This is a genomic window from Streptomyces sp. NBC_00887 (genome assembly GCF_045207585.1).
In genome coordinates, this window is sequence record NZ_CP108788.1 from 2,794,397 (window position 1) to 2,817,276 (window position 22,880).

The 22,880-nt window shown below is 68.5% G+C and carries 23 protein-coding genes and 2 pseudogenes; 19 read left to right on the plus strand and 6 right to left on the minus strand.

The features are described from left to right. Nucleotides 1–101 precede the first annotated feature (101 nt). From OG844_RS12845 to OG844_RS12855, 3 genes are all read left to right on the plus strand, one after another. On the plus strand, nt 102–224 hold the full coding sequence (locus OG844_RS12845; RefSeq protein WP_406390022.1) for a hypothetical protein: 123 nt from the start codon (nt 102–104) through the stop codon (nt 222–224). A 238-nt stretch (nt 225–462) separates the two neighbouring features. Further along, a complete protein-coding gene (locus tag OG844_RS12850) occupies nt 463–588 on the plus strand; it encodes a hypothetical protein (protein WP_406390023.1) in 126 nt (41 codons plus the stop codon). 329 nt (nt 589–917) lie between these two features. After that, the gene (locus OG844_RS12855; protein WP_406396400.1) at nt 918–1,115 is read left to right on the plus strand and encodes a hypothetical protein; all 198 of its coding nucleotides are present in this window, start codon (nt 918–920) and stop codon (nt 1,113–1,115) included. Between the two features lie 71 nt (nt 1,116–1,186). On the opposite strand, the pseudogene OG844_RS12860 reads toward OG844_RS12855, so the two are convergent. Beyond that, nucleotides 1,187–1,321, minus strand: a pseudogene (locus OG844_RS12860) (FAD-dependent monooxygenase); the annotation flags it as partial. A 44-nt stretch (nt 1,322–1,365) separates the two neighbouring features. Continuing rightward, nucleotides 1,366–1,533, minus strand: a complete 168-nt coding sequence (locus OG844_RS12865) for a tetratricopeptide repeat protein (protein ID WP_406396101.1) — start codon at nt 1,531–1,533, stop codon at nt 1,366–1,368. A gap of 162 nt (nt 1,534–1,695) precedes the next feature. Here OG844_RS12865 and OG844_RS12870 point away from each other — a divergent pair, with 162 nt between their 5' ends. Further along, nucleotides 1,696–1,923 (plus strand): hypothetical protein, encoded by a 228-nt coding sequence (locus OG844_RS12870; RefSeq protein WP_406390024.1) that lies wholly within the window; start codon nt 1,696–1,698, stop codon nt 1,921–1,923. A gap of 625 nt (nt 1,924–2,548) precedes the next feature. Here OG844_RS12870 and OG844_RS12875 read toward each other — a convergent pair. Next, complete coding sequence (locus OG844_RS12875) at nt 2,549–3,670, minus strand: hypothetical protein (RefSeq protein WP_406390025.1); 1,122 nt, start codon at nt 3,668–3,670, stop codon at nt 2,549–2,551. Between the two features lie 325 nt (nt 3,671–3,995). Here OG844_RS12875 and OG844_RS12880 point away from each other — a divergent pair, with 325 nt between their 5' ends. The 7 genes and pseudogenes from OG844_RS12880 to OG844_RS12910 all read left to right on the plus strand — a co-directional run. Next, on the plus strand, nt 3,996–4,961 hold the full coding sequence (locus OG844_RS12880) for an ABC transporter substrate-binding protein (protein ID WP_406390026.1): 966 nt from the start codon (nt 3,996–3,998) through the stop codon (nt 4,959–4,961). Nucleotides 4,962–4,963: 2 nt separating this feature from the next. Then, nucleotides 4,964–5,935 (plus strand): amino acid ABC transporter permease, encoded by a 972-nt coding sequence (locus OG844_RS12885; protein ID WP_406390027.1) that lies wholly within the window; start codon nt 4,964–4,966, stop codon nt 5,933–5,935. A gap of 8 nt (nt 5,936–5,943) precedes the next feature. Continuing rightward, on the plus strand, nt 5,944–6,696 hold the full coding sequence (locus OG844_RS12890; RefSeq protein WP_406396102.1) for an amino acid ABC transporter ATP-binding protein: 753 nt from the start codon (nt 5,944–5,946) through the stop codon (nt 6,694–6,696). Beyond that, nucleotides 6,693–7,907: a M20/M25/M40 family metallo-hydrolase gene (locus tag OG844_RS12895; RefSeq protein ID WP_406390028.1), complete on the plus strand. Its 1,215-nt coding sequence runs from the start codon at nt 6,693–6,695 to the stop codon at nt 7,905–7,907. The genes OG844_RS12890 and OG844_RS12895 overlap by 4 nt, the downstream gene beginning before the upstream one ends. Nucleotides 7,908–7,985: 78 nt before the next feature. Further along, nucleotides 7,986–9,275, plus strand: coding sequence for a cyanophycinase (locus tag OG844_RS12900; RefSeq protein ID WP_406390029.1), 1,290 nt, complete (start codon nt 7,986–7,988; stop codon nt 9,273–9,275). Nucleotides 9,276–9,370: 95 nt separating this feature from the next. After that, entirely contained in the window at nt 9,371–10,243 is an 873-nt protein-coding gene (locus OG844_RS12905) for a MurR/RpiR family transcriptional regulator (protein ID WP_406390030.1), read from the plus strand. A 168-nt stretch (nt 10,244–10,411) separates the two neighbouring features. Continuing rightward, nucleotides 10,412–10,543 (plus strand): annotated as a pseudogene (locus OG844_RS12910) (IS481 family transposase); the annotation flags it as partial. Between the two features lie 546 nt (nt 10,544–11,089). Here OG844_RS12910 and OG844_RS12915 read toward each other — a convergent pair. Then, nucleotides 11,090–13,489, minus strand: coding sequence for a ricin-type beta-trefoil lectin domain protein (locus OG844_RS12915; protein WP_406390031.1), 2,400 nt, complete (start codon nt 13,487–13,489; stop codon nt 11,090–11,092). Nucleotides 13,490–13,990: 501 nt separating this feature from the next. On the opposite strand from OG844_RS12915, the gene OG844_RS12920 reads away from it, so the two are divergent. From OG844_RS12920 to OG844_RS12930, 3 genes are all read left to right on the plus strand, one after another. Then, nucleotides 13,991–14,515: a hypothetical protein gene (locus OG844_RS12920; protein WP_406390032.1), complete on the plus strand. Its 525-nt coding sequence runs from the start codon at nt 13,991–13,993 to the stop codon at nt 14,513–14,515. Then, nucleotides 14,512–16,269, plus strand: coding sequence for a ThuA domain-containing protein (locus tag OG844_RS12925; RefSeq protein WP_406390033.1), 1,758 nt, complete (start codon nt 14,512–14,514; stop codon nt 16,267–16,269). Before OG844_RS12920 ends, OG844_RS12925 begins: the two co-directional genes overlap by 4 nt. A 555-nt stretch (nt 16,270–16,824) precedes the next feature. Beyond that, nucleotides 16,825–17,049: a hypothetical protein gene (locus tag OG844_RS12930; RefSeq protein ID WP_406390034.1), complete on the plus strand. Its 225-nt coding sequence runs from the start codon at nt 16,825–16,827 to the stop codon at nt 17,047–17,049. Between the two features lie 100 nt (nt 17,050–17,149). On the opposite strand, the gene OG844_RS12935 is transcribed toward OG844_RS12930, so the two are convergent. Continuing rightward, on the minus strand, nt 17,150–18,031 hold the full coding sequence (locus OG844_RS12935; protein WP_406390035.1) for a sigma-70 family RNA polymerase sigma factor: 882 nt from the start codon (nt 18,029–18,031) through the stop codon (nt 17,150–17,152). 96 nt (nt 18,032–18,127) lie between these two features. Here OG844_RS12935 and OG844_RS12940 point away from each other — a divergent pair, with 96 nt between their 5' ends. Next, complete coding sequence (locus tag OG844_RS12940; protein ID WP_406390036.1) at nt 18,128–18,913, plus strand: SDR family oxidoreductase; 786 nt, start codon at nt 18,128–18,130, stop codon at nt 18,911–18,913. 207 nt (nt 18,914–19,120) lie between these two features. On the opposite strand, the gene OG844_RS12945 is transcribed toward OG844_RS12940, so the two are convergent. Next, nucleotides 19,121–19,687, minus strand: a complete 567-nt coding sequence (locus OG844_RS12945; RefSeq protein WP_406390037.1) for a TetR/AcrR family transcriptional regulator — start codon at nt 19,685–19,687, stop codon at nt 19,121–19,123. A 160-nt stretch (nt 19,688–19,847) separates the two neighbouring features. On the opposite strand from OG844_RS12945, the gene OG844_RS12950 reads away from it, so the two are divergent. The 4 genes from OG844_RS12950 to OG844_RS12965 all read left to right on the plus strand — a co-directional run bounded on the left by OG844_RS12950 (nt 19,848) and on the right by OG844_RS12965 (nt 22,850). Further along, nucleotides 19,848–20,774, plus strand: a complete 927-nt coding sequence (locus OG844_RS12950) for an NmrA/HSCARG family protein (protein ID WP_406390038.1) — start codon at nt 19,848–19,850, stop codon at nt 20,772–20,774. Nucleotides 20,775–20,840: 66 nt separating this feature from the next. Continuing rightward, the gene (locus OG844_RS12955; RefSeq protein ID WP_406390039.1) at nt 20,841–21,356 is read left to right on the plus strand and encodes an MFS transporter; all 516 of its coding nucleotides are present in this window, start codon (nt 20,841–20,843) and stop codon (nt 21,354–21,356) included. Beyond that, nucleotides 21,328–21,966: an MFS transporter gene (locus tag OG844_RS12960; RefSeq protein ID WP_406390040.1), complete on the plus strand. Its 639-nt coding sequence runs from the start codon at nt 21,328–21,330 to the stop codon at nt 21,964–21,966. The genes OG844_RS12955 and OG844_RS12960 overlap by 29 nt, the downstream gene beginning before the upstream one ends. Beyond that, on the plus strand, nt 21,966–22,850 hold the full coding sequence (locus OG844_RS12965; RefSeq protein WP_406390041.1) for an aldo/keto reductase: 885 nt from the start codon (nt 21,966–21,968) through the stop codon (nt 22,848–22,850). Before OG844_RS12960 ends, OG844_RS12965 begins: the two co-directional genes overlap by 1 nt. Nucleotides 22,851–22,880: the final 30 nt, after the last annotated feature.

Below are 22,880 nucleotides of genomic sequence, written 5' to 3' on the forward strand. Positions count from 1 at the left end.
CGGTGAAGCGAAGTCAGATGATCTTAAACACCGCAGTCAAAGTACGAAGGCTGGTAGCGCCCGTGGCACGAATTTCCACGACTCCGGAAGGACAGACCACCTTGGATTCCAGCACGACTCCAGAGAAGGCGGCGACCAAGGCTGCGCAGCGCGAGGAGAAGCGGCAAGCCCGCACCGCCGCGGCGGACGCCCGACACGCAGACAAAGGCGCGCTGAAGGAATAGCGCGCCCTTCGCCCCGCCCGAGAAGACAAATGAACACGGCGGCCCTCTTGAAGATGTGGCCATCGGCAAAGATGGGCGATGCATCGCACGGACCCGTCAAAGGGGGATCCGCGGAGTGCGTCGATGCTGGGGCCCACAAGGGGTGGATTCGGCTACGCGGCTCCTCGCCGGCGGAGTTTCAATGGGGATTTCGGCCGCCGCCACCGGGCGTAAGAGTAAGGGCGCCGCTGTCACAAACGTGACCTTCCGAAACGGAGCCGTCCAGACCTATACGGTCAAGCCCGAACCGTCGTACCTGAAGGCTGCCAACCAGTACGTGACCGCGTTCAACGCTCTCGCATCCCAGCTCGACCAGGAGACGTAGAAGCGCACCGCTCAGGCGGAGGCGCCAACGCCCCGGCCGCTCCTTGAGTTCTCGTGGTCGTCGGTACGGCCCCGTGCAGCCCCGTGCAGCCCCGTGCAGCCCGCGGCATCATCCTCAGCGCCCGGGATCAGGCGTCCAACGGGATTTCGGATCTACCTCAAATGGCAGACCCGGCCGGCCCATTCACCCGAGGATGGCCGCCATGGGACCCAACCTCAGATTCACCGGCGAAGCCAGAGAAATGACTCAGGCTTCGAAACCTGGCCCAGCAGCCTGCGGCATCGCGGAACGCTGCGCGGTTCCGATGCGCCCCGGAAGATGGGATGCCTGTGCCTGACGTCTACGTACCCCAGCAAGGTGACCGCTACCACATCTACGAATCCTGCAGCGCGATCGAGAGTGGCCAGCAAGGCAATGCCGCCCAAGGTGTGCTTGTCCACCAGCCCCTGGCCAAACCGATCCTCGCGGCAGAAGCCAAGGGCAAGACCCTGTGCCGCATCTGCCTGAATACAGCGCAGCGACAGTAGCCTTTTGCCCTCCGCCGACGACTCACCCCCCACTGCATGACGGAGCCCCGGACCTCTTGGTCCGGGGCTCCTGCGGCACCGGCGCTCTGGCCGGCTTCCAGGACCAGGGGCTCGATGCCCTGGCCGAGAAGGGGGGCGGCGGCCAGACCGGCGGGTCCGGCCCCGATCACGACGACGGGCAACTCGGTGGTGGCGGGCGCGTTCACGGCGACTCCTTCGTCGTACGACGTCCGCACAGCACCCGGCCGACTTACTCCTCAGCCGTACCCGCCGGGTCTCCCGCGTCTCCCATCAGGTCGGCGAGGTTATGCCGGGTGTTGAGGGTGATGGGGTGGTCCGGGCCCAGCGCCCGGATACGGTCGTTCAGCAGTGCGGCGTAGGCCGCTGCCGCACCCTGCGGGTCTCCCGCCTCCCCCAGCCATCCCGCGCAGAACCGGACCCTGTACCGCTAACTGCGCTGACGCAACGCCAACGCCCGCCACCCCGACGTACTCGCCACTGGACCACTCGCTCCCAGATCGCGCGGGCCGACCCCGGCGCCGCCTTCACCTTCGTCGTCGGCGGCGCCGAGAGCGGCATCGTGCGATGGGGCTGGACCTTCCGACCCCAAGGACGCGGAACCCTCATCCAGCAATCCTGGCAACTCCTGCGCCTCGACCCCGTGCTGGGCACCACCCGCGGCGACCTCGACGCACTGCGCCACCTCATGGCGGACAGCGCGGAAGTCACACTGGCCTCCCTCGCCCGGTGGATCGCCGAAGAATTCCGTCCCGACACCGCCGCCAGCCCACGCCGGATCTCCGGCTGACCCGATGCCGCGAAGCGCGACGACCCGCGGGGAGACGATCGGCACCGAGCAAGACGCCGCCCTGGAGACCTGGGTTCGGTTCGCTTCGGCGGACAGGGCGTCCGCCGAAGCGAACCAAGCCCACCGTGCGGACAGCTACGTCTGTGTCGTCCGCGGAAGGGCGACCCAGGGCCTGGGCAAGCAGGCCCGTTCCGTGGACTTTCGCGACGGCGGGCGCTCAGGCCCAACGAACGAATCCATCCATGACTGCAGCCTTATCAGCCCGGGTTGTGCACATGCACCCCGGATCGGCAGCCGCGCGCCGCGCGCCTCGTCTTCGGTTCCAACGTCACAGGCTCGGCCGATGTGCCCGGCAACACCTGGAACGGGGCGATGGCCGTCACCGTCGACGGCGCCGCGCCCGAGATCCGCACGGTGTCCGTACGCCCCCCGTCCCCCGCGACACCATCGGGACGTACGCGCTGCCCGCCAGCGCCACCCGAACCGTCTCTCTGGACTTCGTCGTCCTCGGCCTGATCACCGCAGGCTCGCAGTCGCTGCTGGAGAGCGTGGCGGGATAACGCACCGACAGGAACAGCGCGCGACGGTGACAGTCACCGCCGCGCGCTGTTCCGTGCCGCACGCGTCACCCGCAGTTCGTGACAGGGATCCCGTTGTAGAGATTGCTGTCGGCGACGCCTGTGACGATGCTGCGCAGGTAGTAGCCGCAGGTGGGGCGGTTCTTGAAGTCATAGGTCTGACCGGGGCGCAGGCGCCAGATCTTGTAGTCGTAGTAAGTCAGGTACCGGTCGGGATCGGCGCGTTCGGGGCGGTGGTCACCCAGGACGACGAAGGTGTCGGCTCCGGCGACAGTGGCGGCGCCGTTCTTGTCAATGAACAGGGAGCCGCCCTCCTCGACGCCGACGCCCCAGGCGGCTCCGCCGGTGGTGAGGCCGTCTTCGATGGCGCGGGCAACGAAGGCCATGGTGCGGCCCATGCGGTCGCGGGTGACGAAGTGGGAGTCGTTGATGGTGTTGGCGTAGTTCGGCCAGGTGAACATGCCCGTGGTGAAGGTGATCGCCGGGTCGTAGGGGTCGTACAGCGCTTCGTCCGAGGTGACGCTGCCGTCGCAAGCGTCGTAGACGATGGCGCTGTTGATGTGGTGGCCCGCACTGCCGCCACCGGAACCGCCTCCCTTTGCGACAACGGATTTCACGGAGTTCTGGAGGGCGGTGCCCTTCCAGTCGGCGTAGTCGCACTGGTCGCCGCCGGCGAAGTAGACGAACTCGGCGTTGCGGATGTCGGTGTTGGCCGCGCTGTTGTTGCCGTCGGCTCGGCTGGTCAGGGTCCACGTGGTACAGGAGTTGACGCCGGCCACACCGGTGATCGTGTCGCACTCAGGCGTCGCACTTCCCGAGGTGGGGGCCGAACCGGCGATGACGACGACGTCCAAGGTGCCGGTTCCGCCGCGGATCGCGTCTACAGCCTTGGCCATGGTCGCGGGGACAACCGCACCGGAGCCGTTCATGGTATGTGCGGGACCCGACCACATAGGACGGGTGACGTCGGCCGAACTGCCCAGGCGGACCCGCTTGGCCGAAGCATGGGCGGGGTCCGCCGCGACAAGGCCGGGGAGCACCAGGGCCAGGGACGCGGCCAGGCAGGTCGCCAGGCGCAGCGTACGCCGTCCGTACGGAGGCGGGGACGCGGATTCGGCGACCTGCTCGGGAGCAGCGGGCGCGGCAAGGGTGGGGAGGCGGAACACCATGGAGTTCTCCCTGGGAAGGGGGACGGGGTGACTGACGACCGGCACTGATCCGGTGGTGATGGAAAGTACAGATGCGGCGCCACATGCGCCAGATGTAACGCCATCCAGGTTGCGCACACCCTTTCGGTAACCGCAGCACGGCTGTCTCCATCAGCCGGAGCAGCCGCCCACAGCGTGCTCCCGGCCTGTTTCCGGCATCACTTCGCCTCGTCACCTCTTCGTAACACTCGTTACATCTATTCAAATCGATAACTGATGTGTAACTTCTGGATCGAGCCGACCGAGAAAATCACCGTCGGCTGGAATCCTTCGGGAGGGAACGATCGTGAACCACATCCACGTGCCCCGCCGCGCGACGGCAGCCGCCCTGACGACCACCGCCCTGCTCGCCCTCGCGGCCTGCGGCGACGGAGACGGGACCGCGTCCGCGACCGGTGGCGCGAAGCCTCCGGCGGCCGTCGAGGTCGCCGGGGTGAGCGTGAAGAAGGATGCGAAGCTCCATGACGCACTCCCCGACGCCGTGAAGAAGTCCGGCACGGTGAGGGTCGCGACCGACGTGCCGTACGCGCCCTTCGAGATGTTCGTGACCGAGGGGAAGAGCGAGCTCACCGGGCTCGACTACGACCTCGGGCAGGCCATCGGAGCCCGGCTCGGTGTGAAGTTCGCCTTCACCCCGCAGAAGTTCGACGGGATAGTGCCCGCCATCCAGGCCGGGAAGTTCGATGTGGCGATGTCGGCAATGACCGACAACAAGGAGCGGCAGGCCGTCGTCGACTTCGTCGACTACTCCGTCTCCGGCTCCGGGATCATGGTCGCCAAGGGCAATCCGGAGAAGGTCACCACCCTCGACGACCTGTGCGGCAAGAACGTCGCCGTCCAGGCCGCCACCAACCAGCTCGACCTGCTGAAGTCCCACCAGGCGGTCTGTAAGAAGGCGGGCGAGGGCGAGATCGGCATCCAGACCTTCCCCAAGGACTCCGACGCACAGCTCGCGCTGCGCGCGGACAAGGTGGTGGCCCAGGTGCTCACCAAGCCGGCGGCCGGCTGGACCGCCAAGACCGCCGACGGCGGCAAGGCCTTCGAGGTCGTCGACGACCCGGCCGCCAACGGCGGCTACAACGCCTCGCCCAACGGCATCGCCGTCTCCAAAAAGCTCCCCGAGCTGACCGACGCAATCCAGAAGGCGCTCCAGTCTCTGATCGACGACGGCACCGCCACAAAGATCTTCGATAAGTACGGCGTCGCTTCCATCGCTGTGAAGGAAGCCACCCGGAACGCGGCGGTCGACTAGAGATGGCCACCGCAGCTCTTGCCGGCACCCCCCGCGACCACGACCGCGACGCACCTGCAGACGAGGACCTGACCGTCGTCCCTGTACGGCACTACGGCCGCTGGATCGCCGCCTTGGTCTCCGTTGTCTCGCTCTCGGGCCTCGTAGGCTCGCTCGCCACCAACGCCAATTTGCGCTGGGACATCATCGGCGACTACATCCTCGCCGACCTGATTTTCGACGGCCTGGCCACGACCCTTTGGCTGACCGTGGCGTCCATGGCGCTCGGGCTGGTGCTCGGAACCGTCATTGCCGTCATGCGCCTGTCGTCCAACCCGGTCTTGTACGGCCTGTCGTCCCTCTTCGTCTGGGCCTTCCGTGGCACCCCGCTGCTCGTCCAGATCATCTTCTGGGGATACGCCGGCGCCCTCTACAAAAGCGTCCTCATCGGCATCCCCTTCACGGACATCACGTTCATCCAGGCCGATACCAACACCCTGCTCACACCGACGATCGCCGCGCTGCTCGCTCTCGGGCTCAACGAGGCTGCGTACGCCTCGGAGATCGTCCGGGCCGGCATCCAATCCGTCGACACCGGACAGGCCGAGGCCGCGCACTCGCTCGGCATGCGACCGACCCTGACCATGCGCAGGATCGTGCTCCCGCAGGCCATGCGTGTGATCATCCCGCCGATGGGCAACGAGACGATCAACATGCTCAAGATGACCGCGCTGGTCTCGGTCATTGCCGCACACGACCTGATGTCGAATATCCAGGATGTGTACGCGCAGAATTATCAGGTCATCCCGATGCTCGTCGTCGCATCCCTCTGGTACCTGGCCCTGGTCAGCCTGCTGAGCATCCCGCAGACCTGGCTGGAGAGGCGCTACGGCCGGGGCTCCGCGCGCGGCGACCACAGTTCGCCCTTGCGACGGATGTTCTCCGGGTCCGCACCGGTGATCACGCGCACGGACAAGAAGGAGAAGGGCCGTTGAGCGCGCCCATGGTGCACGCCCGCGGCGTGCGCAAGCACTTCGGAAAGCTCGAGGTCCTCAGGGGCATTGACCTGACCGTCGAACGCGGCCAGGTGTGCTGTCTGCTCGGCCCCTCGGGGTCGGGCAAGTCCACCTTCCTGCGCTGCATCAACCACCTGGAGAAGATCGACGGCGGCAAGCTGGCAGTGGACGGCGACCTCGTCGGCTACCGCCGGCACGGCAGCCGCCTCCACGAACTGCGGGAGAAGGAGATCGCCGCCCACCGCCGTGACATCGGCATGGTCTTCCAGCGCTTCAACCTCTTCCCGCACCTGACCGCCGAGCAGAACATCATGGAGGCGCCCGTGCGAGTCGTCGGCGCGAGCACCGCGGCCGCCCGCGCCGACGCCCGGCGCCTCCTCGACCAGGTGGGCCTGGCTGACCGGGCTGGCCACTACCCCGCCCAGCTCTCCGGCGGCCAGCAGCAGCGCGTAGCCATTGCCCGCGCGCTCGCCATGAAACCCAAATTGATGCTCTTCGACGAGCCGACCTCCGCACTCGACCCCGAATTGGTCGGTGATGTCCTGGACGTCATGCGGCAGTTGGCGACGGACGGCATGACCATGGTCGTCGTCACCCACGAGATCGGGTTCGCCCGCGAGGTCGGGGACACCGCGGTCTTCATGGACGACGGCGTCGTGGTCGAGGCGGGGGACCCCCGGCAGGTGCTGGTCGAGCCGGCGCAGGAGCGCACCCGTGCCTTCCTGTCCAAAGTCCTGTGACCGCACCCTCCCGGCAGCGTCCCCGTGCTCTGGAACTGCTCCCGTACGCCGAGGCCCGCCTCGAAGGGTTCCTGTCCGACCTGGCCGAACTCGTCGCCATCGACTCCGGCTCCCACAGTCCGGCCGGGGTCGACCTGGTCGCTGACTGGACAGCCGACCGCCTGACCACGCTCGGTTTCACAGTCGAGCGCGTCGCACCCGGCCCGGCGGGCGGCGCTCGCACCGGGGACGTCCTGATCGCCCGCAGGCGCGGTCGGCTCGGGGCCGACCAGGGCGGGCGCAGGATTCTTCTGGCCGCGCACATGGACACCGTCTTTGACGACGGCGTCGCCGCCCAACGTCCCTTCACCGTCCGTGGGCCACTGGCCCACGGGCCGGGAGTCAGTGACGACAAGGGCGGTCTGCTCGCCGGCCTCACCGCTCTGGAGATCCTCGCTGAAGCCGGTCTGGAGGAGTACGAGGAGGTGGTTTTCCTCGCCACCCCCGACGAGGAGATCGGATCCCCTGCCAGCCGCACGGTCACCGAGCACACCGCCCGGGGCGCGCACTACGCCCTCGCGCTGGAGTGCGCACGTGAGAACGGAGACCTGGTCATCGCCCGCAAGGGCGTCGCCGACTTCCTTGTCACTGTGACCGGCCGCGCCGCACACTCGGGTATCGAACCCGAGCGCGGTGCGAACGCCGCTCTCGCCGCCGCACACCTGGTGGTCGCCCTACAAGCCCTGAACGGCCGCTGGGAGGATGTGACCGTCAACGTCGGTGTGGTCCGGGCCGGAACCCGTACCAACATTGTCTGTCCCGAGGCAGAACTGCGGGTCGAGGTCCGCTCGGCCACAGCGGCAGGAATCGTGCGGGCCCGGTCAGCCATCGAACGGGCCGCCGCCCGGCCCGCCGTAACCGGCACCTCTGTCGTCGTGGAGCAGCTCGACCTGTGCCCGCCCATGGAGGACACAGAGGCTACGCATCGCATGATGGCCCACGCACGCGCCCTGGGGGGCGAGTTGGGCATCGGTCTGGGAGCGGCCTCCACCGGCGGGGTCGGGGACGCCAACATCATCGCGGGCGTGGGCGTCCCGGTCCTCGACGGTCTCGGCCCCGTCGGCGGGGCCGACCACAGCCCCGAGGAGTGGCTCGACACCACGACCGTACCCGGCCGCGTCGCTCTCCTCGCCGCCCTCGTCGCCACGCTGGGCGACGCTCGGCACTGCTGACCCCCCTCAACGGCCTGTGCCGCATCGTCTCGTCAGGCGCCGCACAGGCACCACCAGCCCCGACACCCCGGAGGTCCCATGCACACCCCGACCTGCTCCCGGCGCACTGCCCTCACCAGCGGCACCGCCGTGCTTGCGCTAGCCCTGGCGGCCATCCCGGCAATCGCCGCGAACTCTCACCGCCCGTCGCCTCACAGCGGTTCACTGGTGCTCGTCGGCGGCGGCCTCAAGGATGACAACAAGCAGGTCTACGGCGAGATCATCGAACGGGCCGGAGGCGGCCGCGCGCGAATCGGCGTGCTCACCGCCTCCTCCGTTCCCGCCAGCCAGGACCCCGACGCCGCCGACCCCGAGAAGTGCAGCAACTCCGAGTGCAACGGCGTCTACTACGCCGGACTGTTCGAGCGGCACGGGGCGGCCAACGCCCAGTGGATCCCCGTCGACCTGGACCACATCACGAACGCCGACTCCGACGCCGTCGTCCGCCAGGTCGAGTCGATGACCGGCTTCTTCTTCGGCGGTGGCGACCAGTCCCGCTACCTCACCACCCTCCTGCACGGCTCCGCGCACACCGACTCCAAGGTGCTGGCCGCCATCCGGGCCAAGCTGGCAGCCGGCGCGGTGGTGGCCGGGTCCAGCGCCGGGGCGCAGATCGTCGCGGGAGCCGACATGGTCACGGGCGGCGAGTCGTACGAGGGTCTGCGGGACGGCAGCAGTCCGGGCTACTTCGCGGACGCGACCCGGCTCGGGTACGAGCCCGAAGGCGGCTTCGGCTTCCTCAAGTCCGGCCTGATCGACACCCACACCGGGGCGTACGGCCGCGAGGGCCGGGCGATACGGCTGGCCTCCGATACCGGCCACGACCGCGTATACGCCCTGGAGGAGAACACTGCCCTCGTCGTGGAACACTCCGGCAGAGTCCACGAACGGCTACGAGTCCTCGGACAGCGCGGGGTGGCCGTTCTCGACCTGCGCCGAGCCCGCACGGCACGCGAAGGGAACTGGTCGCTGAGGGGAGTGCGGTACAGCTATTTGACCGAGGGTGACCGGTACGATCCGCGCCGATGGCTTACTTTTCCGGCCGTAGACAAGCGCCCGCTCGCGCCGCGCTCGAACGCTCCTGTGCCTGCCAACGCCGACGTGTTCTACTCCGCGGCCAACCCGGCAGGCGTCCCCTATTCCTTCCTCACTACCGCCCGCTCCCTGGCCGCGACCAACGCCCAGCAAACTGCTGCGGCCACCACGTACGAGAACGGGCCGCGCTTCACGGTCACCTTCGCCAAGGTGCCGGGGTTCACCGCCTGGAGCGGCGACGGTTCAACCTCTCAGACCCTGACCGGAATGAGTATCAGCATCACCGCCCGCTAGCCGCCGCGCCCTGAAGCGGGACCGCTCGTGATCAGCGATCGGTCCCGCCAGTAGGCTCACCGGACACCCACATACCTAGAAGGGAGCCGTAGACGATGGCCTCAGGCGCCCTCGCCGACGACATCCGGGAGAAGCTGGGCGAACTCAGCCCCGCCGAACGCAAGGTCGCCCGCGTGCTCCTCGCCGGCTACCCGGCGGCCGGATTTGAGACTGTAGCCGTACTCGCCGGACGGGCCACCGTCAGCGCGCCCACGGTGATCCGCTTCGTAAACCGGCTCGGCTACCGAGGCTTCCCCGACTTCCAGGCCGCCCTGCGCGAGGAACTCGACGAACGCAACGCCTCGCCGCTCTCGCTCTACGAGTCAGCCGACTTCGGCCGCGCGGAGGAAGACCCGAACCCAGACTCGGCGCTCCTCAGGCACGGCAGTCAGGTCTTCACCGGCGCGGTCACCGCCACCCTGGCCGAGCTCCCGCCGCACGACTTCGAACACGCGGTGAGGCTCTTGGCCGACCGCAAACGCCGCATCACACTCGCCGGCGGTCGCTTCACGCACCTGCTCGCCCAGTACCTCGGCCTGCACCTGATGCAGCTGCGGGACGATGTGCGATTCCTCCCCGACCGCGACGTCGAGCGCACCGCCGTTCTCGCCGCTCTCACTCGGCGCGACGTCTTGGTCGTCTTCGATTATCGCCGCTACGAGAGCGACAAGACCACCCTGGCCGCCCTCGTACACGAGCAGGGCGGCAAGGTCGTCCTGTTCACCGACACCTGGCTCTCCCCCGCCGCACCGCACGCCGAGGTGGTCTTGCCCAGCCGGGTCACGGCTCCCTCCCCCTACGACAGCCTCGTGCCGACCCTCGCCGTCCTGGAAACCGTCGTAGCGGGCGTGATGACGGCGCTCGGCGACGACGCGCGCAACAGGATGCAGCACGGGGAGGACGTGGCGCGCCGGGCCGGCCTGTACTGACTGGGCACATGAGCTGTGGCACAGAGGCCCGCCGGGCTACTGCCAAACGGGCCCAGGTCGTGTCCGCCAAGCCATGGAGCCAGAGTTGCAGGCAGGCGAGGGCGACCCTGGCCTTGCGGACGCGGCCTAGGTGTATTGATCACGAGCGTTGTCGACACGGGGATCTTGATGTCCCACCGCAATGCCCGGCTGACTGTTCATGGCAGCCGGCTGTTGATCCAACGTGTCTGCTCCGGCCGCCCGGTCGCGCAGGTGGCCGACGGGATGGGAATCTCGCGTGCGACCGCCCACAAGTGGGTCTGACGGTGGCCTGCCGAGGGCGATCCGGGACTGTTCGACCGCTCGAGCCGCTGCGTGATCGCACAGGACGAGGCGCGCCAGCGCCTGGCGGGTGAATCGGGCACGGTCGCAGCCTCGATGCGGCGGACAGCGGGGTGCGCGGCCAGTTCGTCGACAGTCGCACTGTAGGCGTCGGCGATCCACGGTCCCAGCATGGGCACTGGCGAGGCCGCAGAGATGGCCTGCTGGAGATATTCGTCCAGCCCGTGGCCTTCGGGCAGGAAGAGCAGACCCGGCTTGGTGCACAGCTGGCCCTGGCTGCGGGTGACCGAGCCGATGTACTCGCCTACGAGGGTTGCCCCGCGTGCAGCGAGCGCGCCGGGGGTGATGACCACGGGGTTGCGCGAGCCGAGCTCTCCGTGCCCGGCTGACGGAGACGAACGGGGCCCAACAACAGCGTCGAATTGACGGCCGGGGGCGCCAACCGAAGCGAGGGCCGGAGATGTGCACTCCAGCCCTCGCCTCATGGGGTCAGGTCTCACCTTTAGATGCAATCGGGCCGCTGTGCTACGGCAGTGCCCACTTCTGGTTGGGACCGGTGTGGCAGGCCCACAGATGGACCGGTGTGCCGTCGTTCCAGACGCCCCCGGACGCGTCGAGGCATTTGCCGGACTGCGGGTTGAGTACAGTGCCGTCGGCCCGAGGCTGCCAGGTCTGGGCCGCACTGCCGTTGCAGCCGTAGAGCTGCACCTTCGTGCCGTCGGCAGTGCCGGCGTTGTCGATGTCCAGGCACTTGCCCAGGGCTCGCACGGTTCCGTCACCGGAAACCGTCCACTTCTGGGCCGCGGTGCCGTTGCAGTTCCACAGCTGGATCTTCGTGCCGTCGGCGGTGCTGCTGTTGTCCACGTCCAGGCACTTACCGTTGGCTCCCTTCACCTCGCCGGTCCGGGACGTCACTCCGGGCAGCTGGTTCATTGTGTACCAGGCCTCGGTGCTCCAGAGCTGTTTGCCGTCCGTCGCACTGAAGGGGCGGGCCGAGCGCACATGGACGACTCGGTCGGCCTTGAGCCCGGGGATCGTCAGCGTGACCGTCTTGCGGTCGGCGGAGAGGGTGGCCGACTGGGCGGTGAGGCTCTCCTCGTCGACCTTGGGGCCGCCGTACGCCGCGGTCGGCACGTAGCGCCACTGTTTGATCTTGTAGCGTCCGGCCAGGTTGGCCGCTGTCTCCGTCGACACCGGCTGGGTGTACTCCAGCTCGAAACCGCCCGGGACGGCGCGCATGGCGCGGATGTCGAAGGCGTTGGTGCCGTTCGGCGTCAGCTTCTGCAGGCCGTGGCTGAGCTTGCCCTCCTGGCCCCAGTTGCCGCCCGCACCCAGTCCGCCTGCGTAGAGGGCGCCGTCCGGGCCGACGCTGATCCGGGTGACACCGGCTTCCAGCCCTTGCGTGAGGCGGAAGACCGCCCCTTGGTACTCACCGCCGACCTTCTCCAGGAACGCGCGCTGGATGCCCCCGTACGTCACGTCGCCGAACAGCATCTGGCCGGCGAAGGGGCCATCTTTCAATTGAAGAGGCGTGCTGGGCGAGTTGGCTATCTCGTTCTGTGGGAGCCACAGCACCGGTTTAGTCACCGGCCGGGAGTCGAAGGGCCCGTCCGGGTTCATGTAGTGATTGAAGAAGCGGTCCTGCTTGATGTGCACCAGCTTCGACGAAGGCAGCCAGCCGCCCTGGTTGTCGGTGACGAACATGTCGCCGTCCGGTCCCCACCCGATGCCGTTGGGGGTGCGCAGGCCACCGGCGACGTAACTGACTTCTCCGTTCGCCTTGTTCACCTTGATCGTGGTTCCGCGGTTCGGTGCCGGCTGCGGGTCCGTGGTGGCGCCGCCGTAGTTGATGGACACCGACAGGTTCAGGTAGAAGAACCCGTCCTTGTACAGCAGGCCGAAGGCGAACTCGTGGAAGTTGTTACCGAACGGCCAGGTGGCTATCCGCTTGTACTGGTCGGTGACGCCGTCGCCGTTGGTGTCGTTCAGCTCCGTCAGCTCGTGCTTCTGGGAGACATAGAGTTTGCCGTCCACGTACTTGACGCCCATCGGCTCCTTCAGGCCGCTCGCGATCTTCTTGTACGTCACCTTGTCGGGTCCGGTGGCCCCGGTGACGTTGCTCAGCAGGTACACCTCGCCCGTACTGTTGTCCGTGCCGCCCCAGGTGGTCACCGCGAGGCGGCCGTCAGGCAACCAGTCCATGGCGGAGACCTGGGGTTCGAAGCCAGCCGGCCGTAGGTTCGTCAAGGTGTAGTTCGGGTGGACCTCGGTCAGCGGCAGACCGTCACCGGGCGCGTCGAGGGAGCCTTCACACTCTTTCCGGCCCGGCGATGTGACGCGTACAACGCCTGCGTCGGTGCTCAGCACAGAGTTCGGTACGACGTTGAAGCCGGAGGCGCCCGGGGGTTTCCAAGAGAGCGTGATCTGCTGGCCACCACCCGCCTCGAAGTGCTCGATCCGCAGGGAGTGGTAGCCGGCCGTCAGTGAGACCGTGCCGTCCTCGGGCAGGTCGGAGCCGTGCAGTCCGTCGTGGTCGATGACCAGCTTGTCATCGACGTAGAGGTGGGAACCGTCATCGCTGGCCAGGCGGAAGGTGTGGCTGCCGGCCGCGGCGACGTCGAGGTTCCCGGTGACCTGGGTGACGAAGTTGGACGCAAGCCCGAAGTCTGCGTCGGAGGTCCAGTTGATCACCGACATCTTCTTGTCGATGTTCGGGGTCTGTCCGGGCTTGAGGGTACAGATCGCCTTCAGCGACGTCTGCACGTCAAAGACGCGGAGTGTCACACCCGGTTCCTGCGGGGGAAGAGGTGCGGCCTGCGGGGCGGCCGCGCTCGCGGGGAGCGACAGGCCGAGGGCCAGTAACGGGACGGTGAGCGTGACGGCCAGACGTCTGCCGAGTCGGAGGGAGAACAGCCGTGGATACACGTGACCTCCTGTAGGTCCCCCGAGGTCGGGGAACGTAAATGGGGCTAAGCGCAGAATCCACCGCCGCCGGAGCGCGCCGTCGTTCCGGATACGGAGAGTTGCGGCAATGCGGACGGTGACGCTTGGGGCACGTACCGTCGTCTCATCCCCGCGTCGCACACAGTAGGGACTTCCCCCGGGCGCGTCCATACTTTGTCACGAGCATGCACAAAGTTTGCAGCAGATTCCCTGTAGTCCTTCTCCCCTGAGCCGACTTGGGATGGGAGAGGCGCATGAAGATCATCACCCCGGGGCCTCCTCCAGCCACTTTGTCTCTCGGCTGGAAAAAGTTACGGCCATGTATGTCAAAGGGGTTTCTGGTGCATGAAAAAGCTAATACCTTCCTGCCCTATACCGAACGACAAGGGCGGAACGCCCTCCCTCCGAGGTACCCCAGTCCCTCGGCGCGACAGCGTGCGCCTGTGCTCCAGACCTCGCCCCGTCATCACACGGAGGATGCGCGTGCACAGGAGACACACCAGACCCCACGCGGCGCTCGCCTGCACTTTGCTCGCCGCCGCGGGTGCCCACACCGCCCAGCCCGGCGAGCCCATGACCCGCGCCGTGCTGCCCGACCGGCCCGTCCTGCACACCCCACGGGACGGCACCCTCCGCCGCCGCCGCACCCGCCACCGGCTCTGCGGCTTCGCCCCCTTCGGCCTTCCGGCTGGCGCCGTCCTCCCTAAGGACCGACGGCCCACTCGACTCCGCCCGCGAGGAGCCGTGACCGGCGGCTGGGACACCTTCCGGGACGTGAGCGCGGTACCTGACCACCGCCCGGCTTGCACCTTCGCCGGCGGCAGCGGCCCCCTCTTCGACCTCGACGACTTCACCTTCACCACCAGCGGCGCCACCGCGCCCGGCGGTGTGCCCAAGGCAATCGGCGGCAAATGCGCGGAGGCCGCCGACGGAGCGAGCGCCGACGGGACACAGATCCAGTTGTCGACCTGCCACACCGGCGCCAATCAGAAGTGGACCCTGACATGAGCCGACGACTCACCCGTCTCGCCCGCTGGGCCGCCTGCGGCCTGCTCGGCGCCGCCGTCCTGCCCACGGCGGTCTCCACGGCCTCCGAACCGGCGCCGGCCGCCCACGTCCGCGCAGCGGCGGTGGCCGCGGACCCCGCGTACGACGTGCTGGTCTTCTCCAAGACCGCCGGCTTCCGCCACTCCTCCATCGACGAAGGCATCACCGCCCTGCGCCAGCTGGGCACCGCCAACAACTTCACTGTCACCGCGACCGAGGACGCCGCCGCCTTCACCCCGGCCAACCTCAGCGGTTACGAGGCCGTCGTCTTCCTCTCCACCACCGGAGACGTCCTCAACACCGCCCAGCAGAACGCCTTCGAGGGATACATCCAGTCGGGCGGCGGCTACGTCGGCATCCACGCGGCGGCCGACACCGAGTACGACTGGACCTGGTACAGCGGCCTGGCCGGCGCCCTGTTCAAGTCCCACCCACACATCCAGCCGGCCACCGTGAAGGTGGAGGACCGCGCCCACGACGCCACCGCCCACCTCGCCTCCACCTGGCAGCGGACCGACGAATGGTACGACTACCGCACCAACCCGCGGAGTTCGGCCCACGTCCTGGCCTCGCTCGACGAGTCCACCTACAGCGGCGGCACCATGGGAGGCGACCACCCCATCGCCTGGTGCAAGGACTACGAAGGAGGGCGCACCTTCTACACCGGCGGCGGCCACACCGAGGACTCCTACGCCGACCCCGTCTTCCGCCGCCATCTGCTCGGCGGCATCCGCTGGGCCGCGGAGATGACGGAGGCCGACTGCCGCCCGGAGACCGGCTACACCACCCTGTTCGGCACCTCCGGGACCACTGGCTGGAAGCAGGCCGGTCCGGGCTCCTTCGCCAACGCCGACAACACCCTGACCTCCCGGGGCGGCCTCGGCCTGTTCTGGTACCAGGCGAAGGAGTACAAGTCCTACTCCCTGAAGCTCGACTGGCGCCTGGCCGGTGACGACAACTCCGGTGTCTTCGTGGGCTTCCCCGCCTCCGACGACCCGTGGTCCGCTGTCAACAACGGGTACGAGATCCAGATCGACGCCACCGACACCCTCGAGCGCACCACCGGCTCCATCTACGGGTTCAAGTCCGCTGACCTCGCCGCCCGGGACGCGGCCCTGAACCCGCCGGGGGAGTGGAACACCTACGAGATCCGGGTCGAGGGCGAGCGCCTGCAGCTCCTCCTCAACGGCCACAAGATCAACGACTTCACCAACACCGATCCCGCCCGCAGCCTCCAACAGGGCCACATCGGCCTGCAGAACCACGGCGAGGGCGACGACGTGTCCTTCCGCAACATCCGCATCAAGGAACTAGCAGGCACGACCGGACCCCGGGAAGGCGCTGTCACCGGCATCGGCGGCAAGTGCGTCGACGTCGCCAACGGTTCGAGCGCCGACGGCACACAGATCCAGTTGTGGACGTGCAACCAGACAGCCGCCCAGAAGTGGACTGTCGGCACGGACGACACACTGCGCGCCCTGGGCAAGTGCATGGACGTCAGCGGCAGCGGCACGACCGACGGCACCAAGGTGCAGCTCTACGGCTGCAACAGCACCGGTGCCCAGAAATGGGTGCCTCAGACCGACGGCACGCTGAGGAACCCGCAGTCGGGCAAGTGCCTGGACGCTTCCGGGGTCTCCTCGGCGGACGGCACCAAGATCCACCTGTGGACCTGCCACACCGGTGCCAACCAGAAATGGGCGCTCCCCAGCTGAGCGACCCTCTTGAGACTTCGTCGGCACGCGGAACGCAGCGCCGACGAAACCGGCCGCGAGACCGGGCCGGTGACGGCGGCCGGGCGCCACGCCGAAGCGCCCGGCCGCCGCTCCCCCGCCCCCATGCCGAGCCATAGGAATACGAGGATGCGGTCACCAGCAAGGGCAGGGAGCCGATGAAACACGCGGTCGGCGGGCAGGTCGCCGCCCGTCGCCTGAGCCAGTCGCACCGTCAGTGGTAGGCCCGGGCCGTGGGCGGGGTGCAGGGAGCGGTGCTCGAGGTAGGCCGCCCACGTCTTTCGGAACGCCGGGTCGAAGACCTGCTGGTAGATGAGGCGGTCCTCGGTGGGCAGGTACAGCCCGTCGACGCTCTCGTGTGCGCAGGCGTTGGCCCAGCGCCGAAAGTACGTCGTGTCCCACACCGCACGCGGCACCCGGCCTGCGGCAGCGGGCCGGTAAGGGCAGTGCGTAGGGCCGCGAGGGCGTCCACGCGTTTGATGTCGCCGAAGTGCCGGTCCTGCTCACGCGCTGGAACTGTCCGCACCGACCAGCACCATGACCCGCTCCCTGCTCACCATCGACGCGGCCGCCTGCTTCCACCACGACGGCGACACCGAGCAAGCGTGCCGACGCATGGTCGCGACCCTGGACGCTCTCCCCGATGCCTACCGCACCGGACTCGTCCACCGCCGCGCGCTCGACCTGTACCGCTCGATGCCAGCCCCGAACCACAAGGAGCGCGCTGTACGCGAGCTGCGCGACATCCTCGCCGCTGAGTGACTTCTCTTCAGGGTCGCGGGCGGCGAAGGTTGTCCTGCGGCGAGTGTGTGGAGGCCGAGGAAGTCGTCTCGCCGGACGGCATCGAGCCACTACGGCAGCCTCAGGGCGCGGTCACATCAATGCCCGCCAGCGTCTCTCGCTTGGCGACCACCTCCACCTCGGTGATCAGCCCGCTCTCCCCCTGCACCGCAAACCGCAGCACCAGGCGCAGCCCTCGTCCCTCGGCCATCACCAGCCCGAATTCGCCATCCAGAAGCGCCACCCCGGTCGTCGCGGCCCGCCCGGTCGCGGCCATCGCACCCTTGGCGACGGTGTGCGCGCCGAGCACCACGACCGGTTCGGGTGTCGGGATCACGGCCGGGTCGGCGGTCAGCACCACGTCCGGGTGCAGCAGACCCACCAGTGCCTCGAAGTCCCCGGCTCTGGTCGCGGCGAGGAAGGCGTCGACGACTTCTCGCTTTCGGCCCTGGCGTTCCGGCCCGGTTGGGGGCTGGGTGCCGCGGACGCGCCGCCGGGCGCGGCTGGCCAGTTGGCGGGCGGCGGCCGGCGTCTTTTCCAGCATCACGGCGATGTCGTCGAACGACACCGCGAACAGATCGTGTAGAACGAACGCGAGCCGCTCCGCCGGTCCCAGTGCCTCCATGACGACAAGCAGCGCCACGCCGACCTCGTCCGCCATCTCGGCCTCGGCCGCCGGATCGATCGCCCCCGGCCCGGCCTGTGTGTGGGGTGCCCCGTCGATGTCTTCCTCGCGTCGAGTCTGCCGGGCGCGGAGCAGGTTCAGGCAGACTCGGGAGACGATTGTGGTCAGCCAGCCGCCGATGTTGCGGACATCGGCGATGTCGGTGGTACTCGCCCGCAACCAGGCTTCCTGGAGTGCGTCGTCGACCTCGGTGAGCGAGCCCAGCATGCGGTAGGCCACCGCCCGCAAGTGAGGGCGGTGCGCCTCGTACTGCTCGGACTGAAGAAATTTCTCCGCCATCTGTCACATCCCCTCGCGCGGCCGTGTCAGTGAAGCAGAACGACCACGGCAGACCCCGCACCGCTCACCACGGTGCCGTACCGAGGAGACACCATCATGACCCGCAAGATCAACACCCCCATCCTGGTCACCGGTGGCACCGGCACCATCGGCCGCCTCACCGTCCCGCTCCTGGTCGCGGCCGGTCGCACCGTCCGTATCCTGTCCCGCGGCGGCCGTCCCGAGAACATCGCACCGGACCCGCGCGTCGAGTACGTACAGGCTGATCTACTGGCAGACGGTGAACTGGACCCGGCGCTGGTCGGCGGCGCCGAGACCGTACTGCACCTGGCCGGTGGCCCGAAAGGCGACGATGCGGCGACTGCGCGACTGGTGCGGGCGGCACGGGCCGCCGGGACAGTGAAGCACCTGATCCTGGTGTCGGTGGTCGGCGCGGACGCGATGCCGATCGGGTACTTCCGGGCGAAAGCGGGCGCCGAGCGGGCCGTCATGGAGTCGGGGATCGGCTGGACCGTGCTGCGGGCCGCGCAGGTCAACGAGCTGCTGCTAAAGATGGTCGGGGCGATACGCCGGATGCCGCTGGTGCCGGCGCCGGGCGGTCTACGTTTCCAGCCCGTGGACGCCGCCAAAGTAGCTGCCCGGCTCGCCGAGTTGACCCTCGGGGATCCGGCAGGACGCGTATCCGACCTGGCCGGTCCGGGCGTGTACACGCTGCCCCAACTGGCCGCCGCGCAGCGCGTCGCCGCCGGTGCCAAGCCGCGCCGGACCCTGCCCATCCGTCTCCCCGGCAAGGTGGGCCGCGCCTACCGGGCCGGCGCCAACCTCACCGGCGACGACGCCCTGATCGCCGGCCGCGACTGGAAAGAGTTCCTCGCCGCGTAATCTGTCATCCGACGACAACAGCGGTACAGCGGATCGCAGACGAGATCGGCTTTCCCCAGCCGTTGCAGGCTCATCGACGACGTCTCCCAAGCCCAGACAGGCCCTGGACAGCTCCACCACACCGGAGGTCTTCGCCTTTGATCAAGACCCCCGTGTCAACAACGCTCGTGATCAATACACCTAGCCCTCGCTTGGCGTGTCGAATGATCACCCCCGCCCTATCCCCGGCGGGCACACCCCGTCGATGACGAGCGTCAGGAGGCGTTCGGTCTCGGCGGCGCCGTCGCTGTCAAATTCGGTAGCCAGCGCGATGGCTCCAACGAGTTTGAGCAGTTGGGTGATGGTGACGTCGGGGCGCACGGCGTGCGCCTGGTGAGCGCGCGCGAGTAGTTCGCTGCCGGCGTTCAGGATCATCGTGTGGCAGGTGTCCCCGAACGTCGGATCGCCGGCGTCGGCGCCGGGCATCAGGGATGCCCCCAGACCCTTGTTGGTGACGGCGTGTGCGCCGACGGCGTGGAGCCAGATGATGAGCGCGGCGCCCGCGTCGGGCTCGGCGGCCAGGTCGTGCGCCTTGGCGCACAAGGCCTCAACCCGGTCTTTGAAGACGGCCTCCAGCAGCGCCTGCCGGGAAGGGAAGTGCCGGTGCAGTGTGGCTGAGCCGACCCCGGCGTGTCGGGCGATCTCCTCCAGGGAGGCTTCGGCGCCGTGCTGGGCAATAGCGGCCCCGGCAGCGGCCAGGATTCGGTCGTAGTTGCGCCGCGCGTCGGCGCGCATGGGCCGCCTGGGTGAGGACGGCACTGTGGCGTCTTGGGGCACGGAATCTCCTGACGGCTTGCTAACCGGGGTGGCCCTCCATATCGTAACGACCATTAACCGGAGGGCCACCCCACTTACGGGGAGTCCTCCCTGGTGCGTGCGAAATCCAGGAGAGAAAGTGGAGTTGACGGACAAGACCATCGTGGTGACAGGCGCGACTGGCCTGCAGGGCCGGGCGGTGACCAGGCATTTGCTCGACGGTGGCTGGCAGGTGCGCGCGCTCACGCGCAATCCGGAGGGGGCACCGGCAAAGGCCCTGGCGCGTGCCGGAGCGCGGATCGTACGTGCGGAGATGGAGGACATCTCCTCTCTCGTAGATGCTGCCGAAGGCGCCTACGGTCTCTTCAGCGTCCAGCCCACGGTGGGTTCCCCCGGCACGGCACCCGACTTCTCTGCGGACGACGAGGTCCGCTGGGGAATGAACATCGCCGAGGCCGCCCAAATCGCCAACATCAGGCACCTCGTCTTCAGTTCGGTCGCCGGCGCGGACCGCCATGACAGTGAGATGTTGCCGCAGAACCTGATCAGTAAGTGGCGGATCGAACAACACCTCACGAAGCTCGGCCTGCCCGCCACGATTCTGCGGCCGGTCTCCTTCATGGAGAACTACACCGGTGAATATGCCCTCCAAGGTGGCAGCCTGGTCTCGGGCATCGCCCCGGACGTTGCGCTGCAGATCATGGCCGTGGACGACGTCGGCGTCGTCACCGCACTGGCCTTCTCCCGGCCCCAGGAGTGGATCGGGCGGGCGACGGCCCTTGCCGGCGACGAACTGACCCCGGTCCAGCTCGCCGCGCACATCGAAGCGGCCATCAATCGCCCGCTGCCTTACGCCCAGATCCCGATGGAAACGATCCGGGCTGTCAACGAGGAGTTCGCGTTCGCCCACGAGTGGCTGGGCGAACACGGCTACCGCGCCGACATCCCCGCCACACGACGGATCCACCCCGCTGCGATGGACTTCCCCACCTGGCTACAGCGAACCGGTGCAGCCCAGATCACGGAGTTCCTGGACACCCAGGGAGCACAGGGGCGTGACGCGTGAGCGGCCGACGGCCCCACCTCGGGCGCATCGGGATCTGGGCCTCGCGCCGAAGCGAAGGACACCACCGTGCGCGCAGCACCCAAGTACGACGGGACCGGCGAGGTCGCCGTAGCGGAATCCACGCCGCCCCGAGCTCGGGCGCTGCAGGGCGTCGGGGCGGCGATCCTGGCCCCCTCCGCTCTGTCGCTGCTCGCCCGCAGCTTCGCCGAGGGCCGGGCCCGTAACCGGGCGATGGCCGCCTACAGTGCGGTGGCCGGGCTCGGCGCGGCTCTCGGCCTGGTGGTGGGCGGCTTGGTCGCCGACCTGATCTCGTGGCGGGCGGGGTTCTTCCTCAATGTCCCGGTCGGCATCGCGATGGTGGCGCTGACCGTGCGGTTCCTGCCCGCGACCGAACGCCATGGCGGCCGCTTCGACGTCGCCGGGGCGCTCCTGGCGACTGCGGGCTCCACCGCTCTGGTCTTCGGCATCGTGGTCGCCACCGACATCGGCTGGACCGCTCCGGCCACCGCCGGCCCTGTTCGTCCTGGTGGAGCGGCGGGCCGCGCATCCCCTCATGCCACTGCGGCTGTTCGCCAGCCGTGAGCGCAGCGGCGCCTACGTCACCCGAATGCTCTACATGGGCGCGATGATCGGGTTCTTCTTCTTCACTGCGCAGTTCGTACGGAGCGTCTACCACTGGACGCCGCTGCGGGCCGGTCTCGCCTTCCTGCCGATGACGCTGGTCAACGTCGTCTTCGCCGTCCAGGTGCCGCGGCTGCTTGAGCGGGCGAGCAGGCCGCAGGTGCTCAGCACCGGCCTCGCCCTGACCATGGTGGGCATGGTGTGGCTCAGCCGGCTCGACATGCACACGCCCTACCCGACGGGCGTGGCGTTGCCGATGGTGCTCATCGGCGCCGGCCAGGGCCTGGTGCCGGCCCCGCTGACCTCCAGCGGCGTCGACGGCGTCGCCCCTGCGGACGCGGGGGCCGCCTCGGGCCTGGTCAACACCGTGCACCAGATCGGCAGCGCGCTGAGCCTGAGCATCCTGACCGCCCTGGCCGCCTCCGTCTCCACCGGTCACGGGGCCGCCGACATCGCGGCCCGCTCGGGTGCCGCGCTGACCGGATCCGCTGCCCTGCTTGCCCTGGCCCTCGGGGCCACCCTCACCCTCATCGTCCCCGCACGTACCCGGCCGCACGAAAGGTCCCTGTGATGCAGACCCTCACCCTCAACAACGGCGTCGAGATGCCCGCTCTCGGACTCGGTGTCTTCCAGACCCCGCCGGACGAGACCCGGGCCGCCGTCACCGCCGCGCTCGAACTCGGTTATCGCCACATCGACACCGCCGCCGCGTACGGCAACGAACGTGAGGTCGGCCAGGCCATCCGCGCCTCCGCCGTGCCCCGCGACGACATCTTCATCGAGACGAAGATCTGGATCAGCGACTACGGCTACGACGAGACCCTGCACGGCTTCGACAAGAGCGCCGCCAAGCTCGGCGTGGACCGGATCGACCTGCTGATCCTGCACCAGGCGCTGCCGTCGGACCTCGACAGGACCCTTGCCGCCTACCGCGCCCTGGAGCGGCTCCTGGCAGACGGCAAGGTCCGGGCGATCGGCGTCAGCAACTTCATGGTCGACCACCTGACGACGCTGCTCGACACCACCACGGTCGTGCCCGCTGTCAATCAGCTGGAGATCCACCCGTACTTCCAGCAGCGCGCGGTCCTCGACTTCGACGTCGAGCACGGCATCCTCAACCAGGCGTGGTCTCCCATCGGCGGCATCACCTTCTACCCGGGATACGGCGACGACCGCAGGAGCGTCCTTGAGGACCCGGCCGTCACTGCGATCGCCGAGGTGCACGGCAAGAGCCCGGCCCAGGTGCTGCTGCGCTGGGGCATCCAGCAGGGCCGCTCGGTGATCCCCAAGTCGACCAAGCCCCACCGCATCGCGGAGAACATCGACGTCTTCGACTTCGCCCTGACTGCGGACGAGTTGAAGTCCCTCGACGCCCTGGAGACCGGTCGGCGCGGCGGCCCCGAGCCCACGGACGTCACCCTCGCGGCCTACGGACGCGCCATCCCCGAAGCCTGACATCACCTCGTACCTGCGCAAAGGAATCAC

Coding starts and splice junctions, on each gene's coding strand:
- OG844_RS12945 (WP_406390037.1), bottom strand. CDS start 19,687: ATGCGCGCCGACGCGCGGCGCAACTACGACCGAATCCTGGCCGCTGCC.
- OG844_RS12930 (WP_406390034.1), top strand. CDS start 16,825: ATGACCCGCTCCCTGCTCACCATCGACGCGGCCGCCTGCTTCCACCAC.
- OG844_RS12940 (WP_406390036.1), top strand. CDS start 18,128: ATGACCCGCAAGATCAACACCCCCATCCTGGTCACCGGTGGCACCGGC.
- OG844_RS12890 (WP_406396102.1), top strand. CDS start 5,944: ATGGTGCACGCCCGCGGCGTGCGCAAGCACTTCGGAAAGCTCGAGGTC.
- OG844_RS12925 (WP_406390033.1), top strand. CDS start 14,512: ATGAGCCGACGACTCACCCGTCTCGCCCGCTGGGCCGCCTGCGGCCTG.
- OG844_RS12960 (WP_406390040.1), top strand. CDS start 21,328: ATGCCACTGCGGCTGTTCGCCAGCCGTGAGCGCAGCGGCGCCTACGTC.
- OG844_RS12900 (WP_406390029.1), top strand. CDS start 7,986: ATGCACACCCCGACCTGCTCCCGGCGCACTGCCCTCACCAGCGGCACC.
- OG844_RS12935 (WP_406390035.1), bottom strand. CDS start 18,031: ATGGCGGAGAAATTTCTTCAGTCCGAGCAGTACGAGGCGCACCGCCCT.
- OG844_RS12875 (WP_406390025.1), bottom strand. CDS start 3,670: ATGGTGTTCCGCCTCCCCACCCTTGCCGCGCCCGCTGCTCCCGAGCAG.
- OG844_RS12885 (WP_406390027.1), top strand. CDS start 4,964: ATGGCCACCGCAGCTCTTGCCGGCACCCCCCGCGACCACGACCGCGAC.
- OG844_RS12905 (WP_406390030.1), top strand. CDS start 9,371: ATGGCCTCAGGCGCCCTCGCCGACGACATCCGGGAGAAGCTGGGCGAA.
- OG844_RS12965 (WP_406390041.1), top strand. CDS start 21,966: ATGCAGACCCTCACCCTCAACAACGGCGTCGAGATGCCCGCTCTCGGA.